Annotated in this window: 11 protein-coding genes and 2 pseudogenes; 5 read left to right on the plus strand and 8 right to left on the minus strand. The window is 45.3% G+C overall.

All coding sequences use genetic code 11. From position 1 onward, the window contains the following. Positions 1–12: 12 nt before the first annotated feature. The 6 genes and pseudogenes from BN102_RS11090 to BN102_RS03175 form a co-directional block, all read right to left on the minus strand. A pseudogene (locus BN102_RS11090) lies at positions 13–262 on the minus strand (IS4 family transposase); the annotation flags it as partial. Position 263: 1 nt separating this feature from the next. After that, a pseudogene (locus tag BN102_RS11095) lies at positions 264–467 on the minus strand (DUF4372 domain-containing protein); the annotation flags it as partial. A 197-nt stretch (positions 468–664) separates the two neighbouring features. Then, positions 665–1,237, minus strand: coding sequence for a hypothetical protein (locus BN102_RS03165; protein ID WP_019207625.1), 573 nt, complete (start codon positions 1,235–1,237; stop codon positions 665–667). Positions 1,238–1,441: 204 nt separating this feature from the next. Then, positions 1,442–2,629: a S8 family peptidase gene (locus BN102_RS03170; protein ID WP_198006541.1), complete on the minus strand. Its 1,188-nt coding sequence runs from the start codon at positions 2,627–2,629 to the stop codon at positions 1,442–1,444. Between the two features lie 134 nt (positions 2,630–2,763). Next, the gene (locus BN102_RS10500) at positions 2,764–3,234 is read right to left on the minus strand and encodes a hypothetical protein (RefSeq protein ID WP_019207627.1); all 471 of its coding nucleotides are present in this window, start codon (positions 3,232–3,234) and stop codon (positions 2,764–2,766) included. 83 nt (positions 3,235–3,317) lie between these two features. Next, on the minus strand, positions 3,318–3,950 hold the full coding sequence (locus tag BN102_RS03175) for a tail fiber domain-containing protein (protein ID WP_019207628.1): 633 nt from the start codon (positions 3,948–3,950) through the stop codon (positions 3,318–3,320). A 996-nt stretch (positions 3,951–4,946) separates the two neighbouring features. On the opposite strand from BN102_RS03175, the gene BN102_RS03190 reads away from it, so the two are divergent. The 5 genes from BN102_RS03190 (at position 4,947) to BN102_RS03210 (ending at position 16,075) form a co-directional block, all read left to right on the plus strand. Beyond that, positions 4,947–8,015, plus strand: a complete 3,069-nt coding sequence (locus tag BN102_RS03190; RefSeq protein ID WP_019207631.1) for a SusC/RagA family TonB-linked outer membrane protein — start codon at positions 4,947–4,949, stop codon at positions 8,013–8,015. 18 nt (positions 8,016–8,033) lie between these two features. After that, entirely contained in the window at positions 8,034–9,656 is a 1,623-nt protein-coding gene (locus BN102_RS03195; protein ID WP_036786974.1) for a RagB/SusD family nutrient uptake outer membrane protein, read from the plus strand. 30 nt (positions 9,657–9,686) lie between these two features. After that, positions 9,687–11,162, plus strand: a complete 1,476-nt coding sequence (locus tag BN102_RS03200) for a TolB family protein (RefSeq protein WP_019207633.1) — start codon at positions 9,687–9,689, stop codon at positions 11,160–11,162. Further along, entirely contained in the window at positions 11,159–12,682 is a 1,524-nt protein-coding gene (locus BN102_RS03205; protein WP_019207634.1) for a DUF6057 family protein, read from the plus strand. Before BN102_RS03200 ends, BN102_RS03205 begins: the two co-directional genes overlap by 4 nt. Positions 12,683–12,763: 81 nt before the next feature. Then, entirely contained in the window at positions 12,764–16,075 is a 3,312-nt protein-coding gene (locus BN102_RS03210) for a DUF5107 domain-containing protein (RefSeq protein WP_019207635.1), read from the plus strand. Positions 16,076–16,355: 280 nt separating this feature from the next. Here the strand turns inward: BN102_RS03210 and BN102_RS03215 are convergent, their stop codons facing one another. Next, complete coding sequence (locus BN102_RS03215; protein WP_083867174.1) at positions 16,356–17,648, minus strand: DUF4925 domain-containing protein; 1,293 nt, start codon at positions 17,646–17,648, stop codon at positions 16,356–16,358. A 57-nt stretch (positions 17,649–17,705) separates the two neighbouring features. Then, a complete protein-coding gene (locus BN102_RS03220; protein ID WP_019207638.1) occupies positions 17,706–20,669 on the minus strand; it encodes a PEP/pyruvate-binding domain-containing protein in 2,964 nt (987 codons plus the stop codon). Positions 20,670–20,892: the final 223 nt, after the last annotated feature.

A 20,892-nucleotide genomic window follows, 5' to 3' on the forward strand; every position in this document is an offset into this window, starting at 1 on the left:
TTTGTGTTTCTACATCATGGAATGTGTACACTTTGATTGCCACCGCATTTCTTGCGGAATTTAGTCCACCAGAAGACCGAAAGACACAAATCAATAGTTGTCGAATCAAAAGTATAAACGTTATCACCAAGTTTGAAAATATGACTGACACTCTTTTGTCGTGCTTCACCAACCAGGTAGTAAGCGTATTCCATATGATAGGCTCTATCTTGATTTGCCCCTGCCAAGGATGATTTTGATACGTTCTTTCCCATTCCGAAATGATGACATTTGGAATGATGAGATTCAAGAGTAACTATCAAATCCTGCAGACTTTCACGGTTGGAAAGTTGGCCGAACACCAAAGCAGGTAGTTGATTCCAACAAGTGAAATGCTTCACATATTTGTCACCATCATACTTGGCAACAATGTGGTTAAACTTACTTCGATTCAAAACGAAGCCAACTGAACGAAAACGTTGAAACATATGCCACGGGATTAATCTGACACAAAGCTACAAATTCAAGTCCGTTCGCTCGAAAAACCTCTCTAACTAACTATATTTCAGATATTTCAAAGAACTATTTTAGATTTTAATAGGACAGTAATGCGATCACATTTTAAAATATTGTATTTATGGTCAATAAAATGAGATGTTTTTACCTAATAATAGGACTATTTTCTTCATTTCTTTAAAAAAATAATCCAACGCCAATTCTGTGGATTCGCCTTACCCATGCAGGGTGTATAGAGAAAAAGTTTTACTTTTTGTGAGGGGTTTTCTTTCAGATATTCCCTTGTTTTCAAGAGCGATTGCACTGTATGCCAGGCGTTAAAATAGTCCAGGTCAAGGTTTTGGGGATTGAATATTTTCTCAAATCCATTGACAGGAGATACAAAGTCCTGTGTTATCTGCGCCTTGAACATGTTAGCCGGGAGTAAATCTTTCGGATATATCATTTCACCCACTTTATCTGAATAAATAGTCCCTTCAAATAAAGTTTCACCTAACTCTTTGTATTTTATCCTAATATAACCCCAATTATCTGCGAACTTGTATTCTGTTTCTATTGTAAAATCATCAGATTGTTGCGAGAATACAAATTCTAAACCGCCTTCAAAAGTATTCGTAAGATAATCTACCTTCAAAAGAAGAACTTGGTCGAGCGCTTTGTCTTTCTTTTCTGAAAAATGGTTTTCCGAATGGCATGACCATAACAATGGAATAAAAGACAGGATTAAAAGATTCGTTTTCATAGAATTGTATTTTTATTAATGAATAAAGTGTGGTAAATATGTGTCTGAAAAATATATCATTAAAAGCGTATGAGCAAATATCTTGTGAATTATTTTAACTGTATTTTTGGGATAGACATCCTGTCTAAAAATAAGGCCGAATTTTTAATTCTAAGTATAGTTAACTTCTGTTTTGAGACATCATTCTTGTAAAATTAGTTAGTTCTAATATGAGATATTCATTGTCGAACCGGAATTTACAGTAAAAGGTGGATCAATAGTAATTTGGTTTACAAAATTAAAAGACAGAAGAGAACTATTTGTTACAGTAAAATTCCGGGCATATATTTCCCATCCAGAAACTGACTGATTGGATGTAACTGTCTGATCTATGAAGTTTACAATACCGCCAGACACTTGTGAAACTGCGGCGAATGCGTTGAGTAAACCATAACCCATTTCATTGTTCCATGTGCCATTATTCCTGCCTGATGTAGTGACATAAGAATATCCACCAACCTTTTGTGCAGTACTCTCAATAATTCTTACAACTTCAGATCCTGTGAGGTTCGGATTAATTGAGAGCATCAAAGCAGCCACCGCACTTGCATGAGGAGTTGCCATAGACGTGCCACTCATGTTTCCCGTAGCATTATTAGGGAGAGTTGACAATATATTTTCTCCCGGTGCTACTACATCGAGACTAGAACCGTAAGAAGAAAAACTGGCTCTTCTATCAGAAGTATTTGTTGCTCCTACTACCAATAATCTAGAATCAAAAGATGCTGGATAATCTACACCATTTCTGTTTGCATTTCCTGCTGCAAAAAGCACCACACACCCTCTCCCGTTTCTTCCAGAAGTTATTGCAGATCGAATAGCATCTTCTAGTACGGTACTATGTAAATCCTCATAAAATGCGCCTCCTTGATCACCCCATGAGTTATTTATAACCGCTGCTCCATTATTTTGAGCATAACTAATTCCAGTTGCAAGCTGACTACTTATAGTCGGGGTTACACTTAAATTGTGGCTTATAGATAACATGGTTGTTTGAGGGGCAACACCAGCTATTTGAATGCTATTATGATTTGCCCCTATAATTCCACCAACGTGTGTACCATGATTTCCACGGACAACAGAAGGAGAACTTCCATTGATGATATCATAGGATACAGTACTATAGTTGTTTGCAAACTCTTGATGGTTTCTATCTATACCTTGATCTAAAACGGCTACTATTACATTAGAACTACCTTTGGTAATTTGCCACGCACTACAAGCATTAACTTTTTCTAATCCCCACTGGGCAGCTTCGTTTGGCTCAGTAGTGCATAGACTGGGTTTAAAATCAAACATAAATGCCGGGTCTACCTCTTCAAACATCCCTGTTTCGTAGAACAAATTAGACATGGCTAATCCGTGAGACGTAGTTGGAGATCTTAATAGATACCAATTAGGCATATATTCAACCTCTTTTATTATTTCCGCTGAAAATTCGGCAGCAATTTCTTTCAGTAATTGTGAATCTTCGGAAGATTTAATTTTTATGTAAAAAAATCACTCGTAGAAATGTAATCCTGGCTATTAACCCCAAATACAGGTGCGACGTAAATATTTTCACTTTTTAATTCAGAGGCTAAATAGGAAGCATTAATAGTGGAAGATATAGATGCTTTTTTTTCATCAATCTCTACAATTTTCCAAAAGGTTTTTTCCTGTTCATATGAATGACCCCTCTTTAAACTTGAGGTGATGGATATTGTCTTTGAATTAAATTGAACAGATTCAAGAATAGAACTATCCGTTGATGATATGTAATATAAATTTTTCACCGGAGTAATTTCTATTTGTTGCCCTTGATACCAGTAATAATCGGATATAACCGATGATCTGGTCAAGGCATTTATATTATCAATTTCTGTAAGATCATCATTGGTTAATTGATTTTCATCGGTGCATCCAATAATTAATATAGGGAAAATTGATAAAAAGGCGATAATATATTTTAAATTCATAGTCTTTCTTTTAATTACGTAAAATATTTTTTATATACGCCTTCCTCTTCACATGGAAAGAGGAGGAGGATTCTTCCCACACTTTACTTTCTAGTAGATTTCAATTCTTCGATTTCTGCTTTAAGTTCATGGATTGATTCAATTAAAACAGGTATCAAAGCCGTATAATTGATCAGTTTTTTGCCTTCATCATCTGTAAGAACAATCTCAGGTAAGATCCTTTCAACTTCTTGTGCTAATAATCCAAGTTCCTTGCCACTCCCCCCCGTTCTAAAAGGAGTTCTACTGTCCTTATTGATAAAATCATAAGTAACAGGGCGTAACTTTAAAATGGTGCTTAACCCATTGGAAACATTTGAAATGTTTGTTTTCGCACGTGCATCAGAATAATTGTAAATATTTGATACTTGAATCGCATTAAAAGTAGAAGTTCCACTATTATAAAAAACTACCTGATTATAATGACTTGCAATACGTGTAGCAGCCGAGTTTGTGTCTATTTGAAGAAAGTGTCCACTCGTTGGGCCATTAATCCAAATATTTCCTCGTAAAGTAAGATCATAATTTTTTGTTCCATCATGATAAGTTGATGTGTTCCCAAAGGTTAAAAATCCATTGGAGCGATAATTGATTTGTGCATCAATCGTAAATGCTGGTGAAGAGAAAATAATATTCAAGAGCAAAATTCGTAGCTGGTAGAAATTTAATGTTTTCATAACTTTTTTAGTTAAAGGTCGTTTATAAAAGAAATTCTGAACTACATAATATCAATAAATCCTTTTTGTTGTGCAATATACTTACTTTTTTACAAAATTGGAGCTATATATTTGATTATTCCTTGGTTAATATTTGTTAATCCGCTGATTTTATATATTTATATATATTGTTGTTTATGAGGTTTTTCTATTACAAAAAGACTGTTAAGGCATGTTTCTTACCTGAAAGAAACCTTGTAACATGTAATTTATCCATCAGCCATGCGATAGCCAAACAGCCCGAAAGAGTCGAAGTGACAGCGACACACATAAACAATATCCCATGGGGCTCAAACGAAAATAATGGAATAAGTTGTTTGGATAACAGTGTAAATATCGGAGAAAATAAAAGAATTATGAGCGTGTTGCGTCCGATAAAACTATTAATAAATTTTATTTTTGAGGGGATGTAGGAATATACTGATAGTAAAAAACTTATAGTTAAGTATGTAATAAAATAATCTCGGTAAGTTCTTCCTGCCACAGCAAGCTTTTATCGGCGTCTAATCCCGGCATGGCCATCATACTGAAAATATCTTTTTACCTTCCTTTATTTTCAGATTGATTGCCGCATATCATTGGAAAATTGTGTTTTTTCCAATGCTTTTATGGGTTGTGGTTCTCGAGAACTTGCCCGCTTCCCTTCACATAGATACCGGGTATTTTCTTCAGCACATCGTCGATTCCCCTTGCTTTCAAATCGACTTTTATAAAGGCACATGATTTAATAAATTTAAGTATGTAATGAAAATATTTGATTAAATCGGAGGGTTCCGTCAAATAAAATGTTAAAATTTGAAGTGCAGAGTAAAAAAATGAGCGAAATGGAGGATTTCTTGGAAAAGCATTATCTTTGTTTTCCGGATGATTGCATAAATTTCTGCTCGATTTGGATAAAATCAGGTGCAATGATATGAAATCGATCATGCAGTAATAATAACTTTAATCACGAATTGTATGGAAAACAATCTGTTGTCGGGTAAGAACAAGAGCTCCCGACATGAACAATTTCTCAAAACGATGGGAATAGCCGTCGGCTTGTTTGTATCGGGCGGTTTGTCAAGTGCAGCCGTAGCCACGGGGCTGCTTGATTCGGCCGCGATGGAAGTCACACAGCAAACGGTGACGGTAAAGGGACAAGTGCTCGACCTGAACGGCGAACCGATTATCGGTGCGAATATTTTGGAAAAGGGTACCACGAACGGAACGATTACCGATTATGAAGGTAATTTTACGTTGAATGTGAAACCGAATGCCGTTTTAGTCGTTTCTTACATCGGATATGCGTCGAAAGAAATAGCGATAAACGATCAGAGAACGGTAAAGATCACGCTTTCCGAGGATTCGGAAGCGTTGGAAGAGATCGTCGTCATCGGTTATGGTACGGTGAAGAAGGCTGACTTGGTAGGCGCTGTCGCCGTGGCCGATAATAAGAGTTTCCGTGATCAACCTATTACCAGCGTGTCGGAAGCGTTGCAGGGACGTCTGTCGGGAGTACAGGTCGAAAGTTCCGGAATCCCCGGTGGCTCTGTAAAGATCCGTGTGCGTGGGGCTAACTCAGTCAATAAGAGCAACGATCCGCTTTACGTCGTCGACGGTATCGTGCGCGAATCGGGACTGGAGGGCATCAATACCGATGATATTCAAGCTATTCAGGTATTGAAGGACGCATCTTCGACCGCTATCTACGGCTCCCGAGGCTCTAACGGCGTCGTCTTGATTACTACCAAGAAGGGACATGCTCATGCGCGTAACATTTCGTTCGATGCACAGGTGGGTATTTCTAATATTTACAAAACTTACGATCTGATGAATGCGTATGAATATGCTCAGGCATATATGGATGTGAACAGTAACCCGAATGCATTCTCTGCTTCGGAATTGGAATCCTATAAGAATGGCGGCGGCATCGATTGGCAAGACCAGATGTTCCGTACGGCCGTTACGCAGAATTATAAGGTTGCGGTTTCAGGAGGCAACAAGGATTCGCAGTATTATATCTCTGGGAACTATATGGATCAGGAAGGGGTATTCGTATTCAACGAACATAAACGTTATAATTTCAGAACGAATGTTTCTTCGCAGGTGACGGATTGGTTCCATATTACGGCCGATGTGAACGCTTCTCATATCACACGTCATGGGGGCGACAGCTTCGGGGCCGGTAAGGGTAATCCGATCTGGCAGTCAATCAGTTACTCGCCTTCGATGTCGATGTTTAATGAGGACGGCAGCTACGCTTACGACCAGTTCAACGCTATCGGCCGTAATCCCTATGGGCTTGCCAAACTGAATGGCAGCGACATGGTAGCGAACATCTTTAACGGGATGGTCGACCTGCACTTCCATATCGTGAAAGGACTGACTTTCACCTCTACCAACGGAGTGGATTACCGCAGTTTCAAAAGCTATGGCTTCTCCTCCGCTTTGGTCGAATCGGAGAGCGGGATGAGCAACCGCGATTATTATCGTTTGCAGTGGCAATCGTCTAATAACCTGACTTATGTCGGTCAGTGGGGAAAGCATGGTTTGACAGCCACCGGCGTATTCGAAGCGACTAAGAATGAAAATCGCTACTTGGGAATCAGTGGGTCTAAACTTTTGACGGAAAGCGTAGGCTATTGGAATGTAGAATTGGCCTCCTCCCGTTCCGAAGGCAACGGTTATTCGGCGTGGACGTTGTTGTCGGGGGTCGGCCGATTGATGTATAATTATGACAGTCGTTATCTGTTGACGGCTACGCTCCGTGCCGACGGCTCCTCCAAGTTTACCGATAAGAAGTGGGGATATTTTCCATCGGTGGCCCTGGCGTGGAATTTAAGCAACGAGCGCTTCATGGCTCAGGTAAAATCGATCGAAGATATAAAGATTCGTGCCAGCTACGGTATCGTAGGCAGTCAGGCGTTGGATGCTTACGAAACTTTGGGCATGTTGTCCGCGGCCAATTATGGTTACGGGGGGACGGTCAATTATCCGGGCTATTGGTCACATGCCGTGTCTACACCGGATTTGACATGGGAAAAGACCAAGCAAGTCGACTTCGGACTTGAATTCTCTCTACTGCAACGCTGTTTGAACTTCGCCTTGGACTATTATGCAAAACGAACCACCGATGCGTTGTTGCAGAAACAGATACCGCTTTATGACGGAGGCGGTAATTATTGGGTGAATGCCGGCGAAATTACGAATAGAGGTTTTGAATTCTCCATCAATGCGCGTCCCGTCGAAACGGGGAACTTCGCTTGGAGTTCGACTCTGACGGGCACTTATAATAAAAATAAGGTGGTAAACTTGGCGGGCGACCTGTATATTTCCGGCACGACCCCCGCAGCGGGCTTGATAGCCAACGACGGTGTGACACGGGCGCAAGTGGGCTATCCCATCGGTTCTTTCTATGTCTATAAATGGTTAGGCATCGATCCTGCCACCGGCGATAATATTTACGAAGATGTGAACGGCAAAGACGGAAAACCCGACGGAAAGATCGATAGCAACGACCGAATCTTGACAGGGAAAGCCACTCCCGACTGGACCTTTGGTTGGAATAACGAGCTGACTTATAAGAATTGGACGCTCAATGCCTTCTTCAATGCCTCGGTGGGTGCCAAACGCTTGAATCTCGTTCGTTTTGCCGGAACCAATCGCGTAGGCGATTCTCGGTTTATTACCTTGAAAGAAGCGTATTACGATAACTGGGATAATAATAAGAAAAACCCCAAATATGCTTCTTTGAAGAGCACGACCAATAGCATGTATCCTAATTCGACGCAATATCTGGAAAATGCGGACTATCTTCGTTTGCAGAATATCGCTTTGTCGTATTTGCTCAAGAAGAACATTACCAAGTTTGCCGATATCCGTTTATCCTTTAGCTGTCAGAACCTGTTTACTATCACCGGGTATAGTGGCATGGACCCGACGGCTTATGCTTTCTCGGCAGGACATGGGGATGTCAACAGCGGTATCGATATGGGTGGTTACCCCAACCCGCGTACGTTTACTTTCGGTGTAAAGCTTGATTTCTAATTATTAAGACGAAAAATTATGAAGAATAAAATATTTTTAGGATGTTTGATCACATTCGCTTTGTTTGCCGCATCATGCAGTGATTTCTTGGATGAAGATCCGAAAGGGAAATTGGCTGCCGATAATTTCTTCACATCCCAGAATGATTTGAATATGGCTGTAACCGCATTATGGAGCAAGGTTTGTTCTACACAGACAAATACGAATCCGACCGGTTTCAGTTGGATGGGGGATGATTTGACTACGCATCCTGCAAGCAATAAGCAGGCTTTCGCTCAATTCGACCGCTTTGTGCCCGTGAATGATAATAAATGCGTGGTGGCTACGTGGGATGTCTATTATAAAGTGATAAAGGCTGCCAACTACATCATTATGAATGCAGGGAAAACCCCTGTATCGGAAGGAGAAATCAAGATCGCTTTAGGGCAGGCTCATTATTGGAGAGCGGAAGCCTACTTTACCTTAGTGCGCGTGTTCGGACAGTTGCCGCTGAATACGGATAATGCAATCTCGCAGGAAACTCCCCTGTCGAGCGTGAAAGACGTATACGACTTGATTGTGACCGATTTGCAGTATTGCATTTCCAATTTGCCTACCAGTTATTCCGAAACTCCCCGCCAATGGGAAGGCGTGGCTTGTTATATTACTAAACAGGCAGCGATGTCTACTCTCTCTTGTGTTTATATGACCATGGCGGGATGGCCGTTGAAATTAGGACAGGAATATTATGCAAAGGCTGCCGACATGGCTAAACAGGTTATCGACGGTAGCAATGCCGGTACTTATGAATATGAATTGCTGCCGGAATACAAGCAGGTTTATTCTTTGAGTCGTAATTATAATACGGAGACAGTAGTAGGTGTCAACTATAACGAATCGTTTAGATGGTCGCAGGATACGGAGATGGGCATTAGCAACATCTTCGAGTCGCAAGGAGGTTGGGGCGATGGATGGGGGACTTACAGCTTCTGGAAAGAGTTTCCCGAAGGCGCTCGGAAGGATGCGACCTTTATGCCGAAAATTATGGTGCTGGTAGGCGGTTTCAAGGGCGAATTGCATAATTTCTGGGATACCGATGCCGAAGGCAATCATATCATCGCTGAAGCTCACCCGGCTTATCAGATATTTTGCGCGTCCAAAGGCGGTACAGAGGATTTCGATTATACCTATGGCGGAAGCTCTAATCCTGTTAAGGACATTGCCAATACTTCGCAACGACATCGACTGATTCGCTATTCGGAGGTTTTGTTGTGGTATGCCGAATGTTCGACTCGTGCTACCGGTTCCGTTAATGCTCAGGCATTGGAATGTATGAACAAGGTTCGTGTCCGTGCCGGCGAAAAGCCTATCTCCGCTTCCGATTATACGGCATCGGAATTCGCCGATCTTTGTGTAAAGGAACATGGCTGGGAAGTGGCCGGATATTGGGTAGCCATGCAGACCCGCCGGATGGATCAGCAACGTATGGAATTGTTCGCTCAGGCTTGGGCGCAACGTCAGCAAGACAATACCGTAGGCGTGGAAGTAGCTCCGGGAGTTATTCTGAAGGAAACGTTGGCTCCTTCGGGGACGTTTACGGAAAGTGCGATCTATGCGCCCTATCCCGGATCGGATGTCGATTTGAATCCGAAGTTAAAATAATTATTTCCAATATGGAGCGGCTGTGTCGAAATGAAAGTTTGGACACAGTCGCTTTCGGATATGTCAGCAATCTTCAAATTCTCCATAGTCATGCTGTTGGTCCTGTCGACGGGATGCCAGAAACGTCGAGAAGCCAAAGAAGTATTCGACGCCTATCCGGAAATATTTCCCGATTATAAAGAGGTAACGGTTCCGTATACCATAGCTCCTCTCAATTTTGAAGTGAAAGGTGCCGACGGCATGCGGGTAGATGTCGTAGAAGATGAGGGCGATACGATTACTTTCTTCGGAAAGCATGCCGTAGATTTTTCAAAGGGATGGAGCACATTACTCGATCGGAATAAGGGGAAAGAGCTTCGATATACGGTATCCGTTTGGAACCGGGAACACGCTGAGGGTTTGAGGTACAAGCCTTTCTCGCTTCATATAGCGGCAGACGATATCGATCCCCACATCGCGTACCGCCTGATCGAGCCCGGTTACGAAAGTTGGAAACGGATTTATTTATGCGACAGAACCCTGGGATCGTTTTCTGAGCAAGTTTATGTGGACAATGGAACGACTGAAAAAGCTTGCCTGAACTGTCATTCTTTTTATCGTTATTCACCGGACAGATTCCTGTTCCATGTGCGTGGGAAGAACGGGGGAACCGTCTTCGTTAAAGACGGAATCGCGACGAAGGTCGATTTGACCAAGCTCTCCTCCGGGAAGCAGGGTGTTTATCCGATGTGGCATCCCGACGGCAGGTACGTGGCCTTTTCGTCCAACGATACCTTTCAGTCGTTCGCTGCTCAGGGCGAACAGCCGATCGAAGTGTACGACAAATCGTCCGATATCCTCCTCTACGATACGGAAAGGCATGAAATGACGGTTGTTTATCCGTTTGCTGCCGATTCGATTTTACGGACATTCCCCGCTTGGTCGCCGGACGGGAACGACTTATATTACTGTGCGGCTCGTGCCGTGCCTTTGCCCGATAGCCTGCATCGAATCCATTACGATATCTTGAGGGTTAAGTTTGATAAAGCGAAAGGAATATTCGTCGATTCGACGGATACCATAGTGCCGACTGAAAAATTCTCGAAAAGCGCATCATGGCCGCGAGTCTCGCCCGACGGGAACTATTTGATGTATACTCAATCCGATTACGGAACCTTTCCTGTCTGGCATAAGGAGGCGGATTTGAAATTAATTCGATTGGACAATCGGGAGGAGATCTCTACGGATGTGCTCAACAGCGATCAGGCAGAAAGTTATCATGCCTGGTCGTCTAACGGTCGATGGATCTTGTTCGGAAGTCGTAGGTTGGACGGACGGTATACACGCTTATTCATTGCCTATTTTGATGTGAAAGGGCATTTGCATAAACCGTTTTTATTGCCGCAGAAAGATCCGGAAGAGTATACGACGAGGTTGATGTCGTATAATGTTCCCGAATTCGTATCGAAAAGCGTAAGTCTTTCCAAAACCCATCTTCGTTCTGTTTTTAAAGGGATGAGAGAATGAAAGCGCGTTATTTGATCTTGTTGTTGTGCATCCCGTTGATTTTTATTACGTGGTATCGGCTTTTTCCTTATACCTTATGGGCGATAGAGTCGAACGGCTTTTTCGTATGGACGCCCGATCATATGTATTGGATCTGGTCGCAACATGCCGGTTTTTCGGTATTCCTGAGCAGTTTCTTCGCTCAATTCTTCCGTTGGCCGGCTATAGGAGCTCTTTTGCAAACGCTGTTCGCATTCATCGTCTTGTGTTCTTCGCTGATCGTTCTGAATCGTTTGAAGCTCCCCAAAGCTTTCCTCTCTGTCGCTTTGCTTCCGGTCATGGGGTTATGGATAAAGCAATGTCAGGACGATACCCTGTTTTTCTCCGTACAGTTTGCTTCTTTCTTTCTGATATGGGCTATTTCCTGCCGGATCGAGCGGTGGTATTTTCGTATCCTGTTCTTGGTACTGCTTTATTTTTCCTTGACTTGGAATTTCTTTTTCATTGCTTTGCCGATTGTGATAGGTGTGGAATTTCTCTTGAAGCGGCAGCGTTGTCTCGACACAAAAAGGGAATATAAAATAGCGACGGTCTATCTTATCCCCGTGTTGTTATTGGGCGGTTCATATTATTATATCGGTACCGAAAAAACGTATAGGGCTAAGGAGCACGATCATGAAGTGGCATACCTTGCTTATTCGCAAAAGTGGAATCACTTGTTGAATCTGATCGGAATACGGGATCATACTCCTGAGGAATTACGATATATTTTATTGGGTTTAAGTCATAAAAACATGTTGGGCGATGTTATTTTCCATTATCCCGTAAATTCGGAAGAGTTTTTTCTCTTCAACGGCGATATGTCGAAGGAGGCTTGTTTTTTCAACGAACTTTTCTATGCTCATGTGGGGTTGTACAACGAAGCCATCCATCAGGCGTTCCTTGAAGCTACACATACCGATTCCGGAATGAGTTTCCGGGTTCTGATGAATCTCGTCAAATTCAATATCTCCTCGGGAAATCGGGTATTGGCTCGGAAATACATGGATGTTCTGTCGCACGCTACCTGTTACGGGGATTGGGTGGAAAAGGAAAGAGCGTTAATGTCAGCGCTCCCGTCGGTGGATGCTCCTCCTGCAGACCGGTTCTTTATGACGAATTCTACCTTGCGGAATCTCCATCGCATTACGCAAAACGGGTATAAAAACGAGAAATTGAATCATTATTATTTGTGTGCTTTGCTGATACGAAAGAATCTGCTCGCTTTTACCGCCTATTTGAACAAGCACTTGTTTTTGATCGAGGAGCGGATTCCCGTACATTATATGGAAGCGCTTGTATTGGCTGCGACTCAAGGATTCCGTGTGAAGGGCGTGAGGATTCCTCCTTCCGTTATTCAACAGTTTAATGAGTTTCAGTCCTTTATTCGGACGAAAAATCGTCGGGCGATCCTTGCGAAATACCAATATACCTATTGGTATAATTATTATTTCACGACATTTCCTCAGGATTCGAACATCTCTGACGAAAAACCGCATTAAATAAGGGCCTTACTGTGTACAGAGGATTTTCAAATAATTCATATCTTTGTCAATTAGATGTTTAATTCTAATACCAATAATATGCAACTGAAATTGAGAATGCTGCCCCTGATGTGGTGTTGTGCCGTTTCGTTGATGGGACAAACGGTACGCATGGGCATAGTAAAGGAAAAGATTCCTACGTATAAAATCGGTAATCCGGAAGAGGATCCTATCTTCTTTACCGGGAGGGTTTATCAAGGTGCGGAAGGATATATCTATCCTTACCCTCTCTATGACGTGCTGACTGAGGAAAAAGAGGATAAGGAATATGAGCTATTGCGCCTCGACAACGAGTATGTTTCTATTGGCGTGCTGCCCGAGATCGGAGGACGTATTTTCCAGGCGACCGACAGGACCAACAACTATCATTTCTTCTATACGCAGACCGGTATCAAACCGGCATTGATCGGTATGTTGGGAGCTTGGCTTTCGGGCGGCGTGGAATGGAATATTCCGGATCATCATCGCGCGAGCAGTTATATGCCGGTGGATTGGAAGATGGAAGAACATGCGGACGGCAGTAAGACGATATGGGTCGGTGAGACCGAGCTTCGGCATCGCCTGAAATGGTCGGTCGGAATAACTGTTTATCCGAATCGTTCCTGGGTGGAGGCCAAGGTTAAGGTTATCAACCCTACTCCCATGATTCAATCCATGCTTTATTGGGCGAACGTATCCGTTCATTGCAACGAACGGTATCAGGTGATCTTTCCGCCCGACGTGCAGGTGGGGGTCGACCATCATAAAGTCTATTTCACTCCCTGGCCGGAGGGACCGATCACACCAAGCAACAAAACGAACGTAGATCTCTCGTGGTGGAAGAATTTTACGGAGTCGGGACGTTCCATCTTCGCATGGGACAGTAAGATGAATTTCCTCGCCGGTTACGATTACGGGCAGGATGCGGGAACCGTTCATGTGGCAAACCGCCACCAAGTGCCCGGCAAGAAATTTTTCTTGTGGGGAAATAATCCGAGCGGCCAGATGTGGAACAAGATACTTTCCGATAACGACGGCCACTATCTCGAATTGATGGTAGGCGCTTACTCCGATAATCAACCCGACTATAGCTGGATCAATCCGGGAGAAATCCGGGAGTTTTCTCAGATCTGGTACCCGATTAAGGGCATCAAAGGCGTGAAGAATGCGACGGAAGAGGCGGCGGTCAACTTCCAGCCGATCGGGAATGAAACATATCGGGTCGGCTATCAGACGACGACGAACCATGAGAATGCCCGGGTGATGGTTAAATATAAGGATCGGATCTTGATGGATAAGCGAATCGGCATTTCTCCCGACCGGTATTTTTTCGACGAAGTGGCAGTCCCTGCAGACACCGATCCGCAGGAACTCTACACAGCCCTCTATGATAAGGACGGTAAGGTACTCGTCGACTATCGCCCCGTAAAACTCGAAGAGAAGGAATTGCCGAAAGTGATAGACGGAACGAAACCGGTAAAGGAATACGAGACCGTCGAGGAACTTTATCTGGCAGGCTTGCGCGTAGATCAATTTAATAATGCGCGACTCTCTTACATGGACTTTTACCGGGAGGCGTTGCACCGTGATTCCATGGATGCCCGCGTGAACATCGAAGTGGGAAAACATCATATTCGACAGGGAGAGTGGGAGAAAGCCGAGAAGCACCTGCTCCGCGCGCTGGACAGATTGACGCATGATTACACCAGAGCGATGAATACGGAAGCGAATTACTACTTGGGGTATCTTTACCGGCTGACCGGCCGAACAATGGAAGCGGAGGAGAACCTGTGGGCGGCCACCTATACGCCGGCATTCAAACATCCGGCATTCTATCAGTTGGCGGTGGCAGCTGTCCGTGCACAGCATTATCCGGAAGCATTGAAACTGATAGACGAATCGTTGCTGGTCGGCGCACACGATTTGCAGGCTTTGACGGTCAAGGCTTATATCCTCCGTCGATTGGGGAAGAAGGAGGAGGCTGCGGAAGTGATCCGGACGATTCGCTCCATCGATCCGTTGGATTATATGAGTGAATTCGAAGAGAGCTTCCTCGACAGGGGAGATGCCTCCTTCTTCTCCGTCACGCGGAAAAATCGCAGCGAAGGATTGATCGCTGTCCAGGAATTGCTCGAAGTGGCGGCGAACTATATCACCTTAGGCGACACCCAAGCCGTCCGCATCATGCTCGACGAAGCTGTAAAGATCGGTGCGCCTTATGCGAACTATCCGCTGATTCATCTCTATATGGCATATACGTTATTGGATGAGAATAAATCCGAAGCCATGGCCGAAATCGAGCGGGCGTCGATGCTGCCGGCCTATAACAATTTCCCTTTGCGTATCGAAGAACTCCCGGTTTTCGAAGCGTTGATTCGGCTACGACCTGACGATCCATACCTGCATTATTACTATGGAAATTTGCTCTATTACCTCGGTCAAAAAGACAAGGGGCTGGGCGAGTGGTACCGGTCAGCGGAGTTGAATCCGGGCTTTGCGCTCGCTTGCAGAAACGTGGGCTTCGCAGAAGGACAGAGGGGCAACATGAATGCCTCGATGAAGTATTACGACAGGGCGATCGAGGATAACCCTCGAGATCCTTTGTTGATGACGGAGTCGGATAAGATTTACGAAAAAGCCGGCATATCGTCGACCGTTCGTCTCAAACGGATGGAAAAGAACCTGCAGACCGTCATGAAGCACGACGATGCAGTCATGCGCCTGCTGTCTCTCTATAACGAGACCGGTAATTATGCCAAGGCTATAAAGATCATGGACGCCCGGCACTTCCATCTGTGGGAAGGTGGTGGAGAGATCCACGTCATCTATGTCAATTCGCATCTGTTGAACGGCATGACTTTTTTGAAGAAGAGAAATTATCGCAGGGCGATCGAAGAATTTGCTTTAGCTATGCAGTATCCGGCGAACTTGGAGGTAGCTCGCTCGTCGAGAGGCGGTTACGAGGCGAAGGCGTATTATCTCACGGGCGTTGCTTACGAGGGGTTGAACGAGCCGGATTTGGCCCGGGAGGCTTACGAAAAGTCGGCGGCGGCTAAGGCTGCCGCCACCTCCGACTTGGCATATTATCAGATCAAGTCGTTACGGAAGTTAGGTCAGTCGTCCGAGGCGGATGCAGCGTTGAGCCGAATGGTTCAAGTGCGCGCCGACATGCAAAAGAACCTGATGGATAGTTATGCGAAGTTCGGCGAAGCGGACAGGAATGTGCAGCAGAGCAATCTGAATTACTTCGGCGGATTGATCGAATTGCTGCAGGGGAACGATTCGGCGGCTCGGACGGATTTCTCGCAAGCGCTGAAAGGATATCCGGGGAATATTTGGGCGAAGTGGATGAGTCGGGAAGAAGCGTTCTGATACCGCGATTCGCCTTTCGATCCTCGTCGGACTCGTCTCATCCGTGTAAATAAAAAATCGCAAGTGGCTGTGCCAAAAAAGTTTGGGCGCAGCCGCTATTCTTTTAAGGTAATCGGCTCCTCGTCTTGCGATTTTCCGTCGGAGCGGATTCGGGGAGTAATTCTCCTTTGTGTGCGCCGACCGATAGCGATTGCCGGCAGCCCCCACACCCTTTGTTTTTCATTTCCGTTAAGGCGCAACGCGAGCTGCAAGCCGTTCGGTTTCATCCGAGCGATTTATATCATTGTTTTACAAAGTTCAGGCCGAGCTTCATGCTGGTGGTATGGTTGATAACGCCCGGCAATGAATTGATAACGCCTTTGATCATGCCTGAATAGGCTTCAAATTTAGGATCATTCTCCAATTTTTGGCTGATCGCTTTTTTTATGGCTTCATTGTCCAACAGCGGCAGTACGGTAGCCTGAAGCAACGGCTTCAGCAACGTTTCGTCGAGATAGAACGTGATGCGGTTCTCGTCCGGTCGTTCGAATTGCACGGGGATCCCATTTTGCATCAAGTTCGCCGCATCGGGGATCAAATCCAGGATATAAGGGAGCATTACTTTGAACACGGTAGACGTTTGGGCCGAGGAAGGGTCGGAAGGCTTTTTATGGGCGAGCGTGGTTTCCGTGATTTGATGGGGATTTAGAATCAGTTGAATCCGGTTGCCGCTCGGCTCTACATATTGAGCGATGGTTGCGGGGGAAGTCAGGAGCTGTTGGGTCTCCGAATCTCTGTAAGTTGCGATGATGCTGCCGCTTTCCGTGAAAGAGACATTCTTCAGCACTTCTCCGATGGCCTCCGAAACGGAGGTGTTGACCGAATCGCCTTGAGCGTCCAGCATTCCGATGAACGGCATTCGTACGGCGAGCGTCAGCACGTCGCCGATCGCCATTTTCATGCTGTATCCCGGGAATACCTCGATCGAAATGGAATCGGCGGATTTCCACTGGCTCACGATAGGGGTGGTCGTATAGTTTTCGTTGTCGAAGTCGGTCAATTTCCACGAGGTCCCCGCCAGCTGCGCACGCTTCAACTTCACATTCGACAGATTCAGGGTGATGGCTCCGTCCGAAACGATTCCGTTATAGGCGAACGTACAGTATTCGGATTCCGTGTTTCCGCCGAATGTGCATTGATCGCCCGTAATGGTCAGATCGACGGAGAACGTAACGGTAGCGGATCCGGGAATAGGACTGGCCGTGATATATGAACCCATTGTGGGAGTCGCTTTCGAAAGCGCTTCCGATACGCTGAACACGTCGCCCTCCAAGGTAATGTCCGCTTTGTGAGCGTCCGCAGGATTAGGGGCAAAGGCAACCTTTTTCCCTACGACCGTCTCCCCGTTGCAAGTCAGGGTCAGACCGCTTTTAGCGGTATAGGTCTTGGTTTCTCTGATGGGATTGACCACTTTGTTACCCTCCTTCTCGCAAGCAGTGAAGAGCGTTGCGAGAAAGAGCACTGCCAATATGAAAATGACATTCTTTTTCATGGGGTGAATATGATGATTCAAAACTGCGGTAAAGTTACTCATTTTTATTTATTCATTTATTGTTTTCCGTTATTTCTATCCGTATTTAATGTTTAGTATTTAATGTTTGCCGGGCATCAGGACGATGCCTGTTTTCTTTTTCCCATCCATCTTTACCACTACCGGCTCTTCAAGGTGAATATGCCGTAAATACGGGGTTTCTTCACTTGCCGATCGAGCATCCAACCAGTCTTGGTTATACAGTCCGTCGTGTCGGAAAGGGTTGATGGTGAAGTACCCTACGCCGAAGGAAGTCAGGTTTTGAAAGAAATGCGTTCCTTGGCTGGGGTCTACGCGATAGTTGCTCAATCCCGATTCTACAATAACTTTGGCGGCGGAGATGTGCGGCCATTTTACAGGGATGCCTAACCAGGAGTCGCTGCTTCCCCAGCGTCCGGGTCCGATCAGGATGTACTGTTTGCCGCTGTCTGAGAATTTCCGGTTTATTTTCTCTACCTCGTAAGCGATAGCCGGGTTATAGCTTGCCGAATAATGCTGTGTTTTGATATAAACGATGTCTTGAATATCGTCTACGATGCCGTGTCCTAAGGTGTTTTTGCTTTTAAGCAAGAGTTGGTCTTCCGGAATCGTATCCAAGTCTTCTTTCAAGTCGACTTTGATGTCCACCATCGGCCGGATTTGCAGCATGTAAAAGATGCCTGTACGCGCTTTGGCATTGATGGTAACGGCAAATTCTATTTCGACCGGGCGTCGCATCTCGCTCTGCCCGTATTTCATTACCAATCGAAGAATTTTCGGCAGCGGTAATACGTCGTGTTGCAACACGTTGGCAAAGGTGATGAGCTTCCTGCCTCCGGGATAGATGCCGTCTCTTATCATCATGTCGTAAGGGTCGTAAGTAGAGGCGATGAATGTCAGCGAGCCGTCTTTTTCCGCTTCCTTGATGGGGAGTTTCAATAGGTTGAATCCGTCGTCCAACGAGAAGTTGCGACCGTCGTTTTTCAAGTCGAGCGCATAGAATTGCGTTTGCGTCTCCCGCAGTGCCAGATCCATGTCGCTGGTTTGGAGCACTTGGGTGGGATGGTAGGGACAGATGCGTAAGGTCAATCCGCCGTCGACGATATACTTGCCCAGGCCCAGGGCTAAGCTCACCGTCCCTTCTTCTGGAAGTTCTTCGCCGATCGGATAGTAGTTCAGCGAGCGTGCCACGCCCGAGATCGACGGATAGAACCGGTCGCCGTACGAAGTTCCTGCCACTTCCTGCAGGATGACCGCCATCTTTTCTTCATCGATCACATTGCTGGTGGCTTGCATATAGGCCTTGCTGTCCTTGTAAAACACGGAGGCGTAAACCCCTTTGATGGCGTCGCTGAGCATGCGAAGCCGTTCGTATTTGTCTTCCGAATACGGAATCATGTACGTGGCGTAAATACCGGCGAAAGGTTGGTAGTGCGAATCTTCCAGCAAACTGGACGAGCGGACGGCGATAGGGGCTTTTACCACGTCGAAGAACGTGAAGAAGTCGGCGACCAGTCTCTCGGGAAGCTTGGCGCGAAGAAACGCCCGAAGGATCGTCTCGTCGTCGGCATCGCTCAGCGCGATCTGATAGAGGTGGTTGCTGTCCATGAACTCGTCGAATAGATCGGTGCAGAGCACCACCGTCTTCGGGATGATCACGGAGGCGTTGTCGAAATCTTCGAATTCCTCATGGCGTTTCAGGATATCATCGATGAAGGCCAGGCCGCGCCCCTTCCCTCCCAGAGACCCGTCGCCGATGCGGGCGAAGTTAGAATAACGGTCGAACCGGTCGCGTTGAAAGATGGCGACGATTCCCTGGTTTTTCATCTTCCGATAGCGGACGATCGCGTCGAAGATGATTTGCCGGTGAGCGTCCACATCCTGGAAGGTATCCCATCGGATTTGTCGCAAGAATTCCGCAGGCGGAAACATGGCGCGCGAATAGAGCCAGCGCGAAATATGGTTATGGCTGATATGATACTGGAACGATTCTTTGGGGATGTCGAAGATAATGTTTTGCAATTCTTTCAGATTGCGTACCCTGGCAACTTCTTCGCGCGTGTCCGGATTGCGGAAAACGAAGTCGCCGAAACCGAAGTTGTCCGATACGGCTTCTCTGAGATCGATGTTCATCTTCTTCGAATTCTTGTCGATAAAACTGGCTTCGTACTTATCGGCGAAAACTTTGTTTTCGATTTCGGCCGATTCCAGGATGAGGGGGACGAAAGGATCCCGCGACCGGATCTCCGCCATCAGCTTGACGCCTGCCAGCGGATCTTTCTTTCCGTCCTTCGGGAAGCGGGCGTCGGTGATTATTCCGAGAATGTTGTCGGCATAGGTATCGTAAAGTTCCATGGCTTCTTCGTAAGTTCGCGCCAGCGCAATTTTCGAGCGGCCTCTCATGCGGAGGGTTCGCTGGTGATCGTTCAGCGCTTCCGTGGCGAACAGCTGACTTTGTTTGAGGACGAACGTGTACAAGTTCGGCAGTACGGAGGAATAAAAACGCACGGAATCTTCGACCAGCAGAATCATTTGCACGCCCACTTCGCTCACATCGTGTTCCAGATTCATCTTATCCTCGATCAGTTTGATGATGGAGACCAGCAAGTCCGTATTTCCCAACCAGCAGAACACATATTCGAAGATACTCAGATCTTCGTGGACCATGCAGGCCGTAATGCCGTGGGAAAAGGGCGTCAGTACGACTAACGGCACGTTCGGATAATTATTTCGGATAGTATGCGCAATGTCGAATGAATCGTTATTGTCCGTGGCCGGCATGCAGATGACGAAATCGAACCGCGCTTTTTCCAATTCGGTTAAGGCATCCTCTTTGGTTGATACTTTCGTGAATCGGGGAGGGTTGCTCAGACTCAGCTCCATGTATTCGTTATAGATCTTTTCTTCGATTCGCCCGTCGTCTTCCAACATGAAAGCATCGTAAGGGTTGGCTACCAACAAGACGTTGTAAATGCGTTTCTTCATCAGATTGGCGAATTGCGTCTCCTTGAAATATAACTGTTTGAAATTTGGCTTCTTGTTCATAAAAATCTCAATTGATGGATAAGATGAAGCAAAATTCGTCATTTTAATTCTTTCATACAATATCTTTTCCTTAAAAAGAAACTTTTTGTTATGCTGTACGAACGTAATAATTAACAAAATATCACTAAAGAAGGAAAAAATCATGGAAAAAGTTTTGGAGTCTCGTTTAAAAAACTACCTTTGTGGTCGGATTGGTTATCTATTTGTCAAAACCTTAAAGAAA

The organism is Phocaeicola abscessus CCUG 55929, assembly GCF_000312445.1.
In the GTDB taxonomy this organism is placed as follows: Bacteria; Bacteroidota; Bacteroidia; order Bacteroidales; family Bacteroidaceae; genus Phocaeicola; species Phocaeicola abscessus.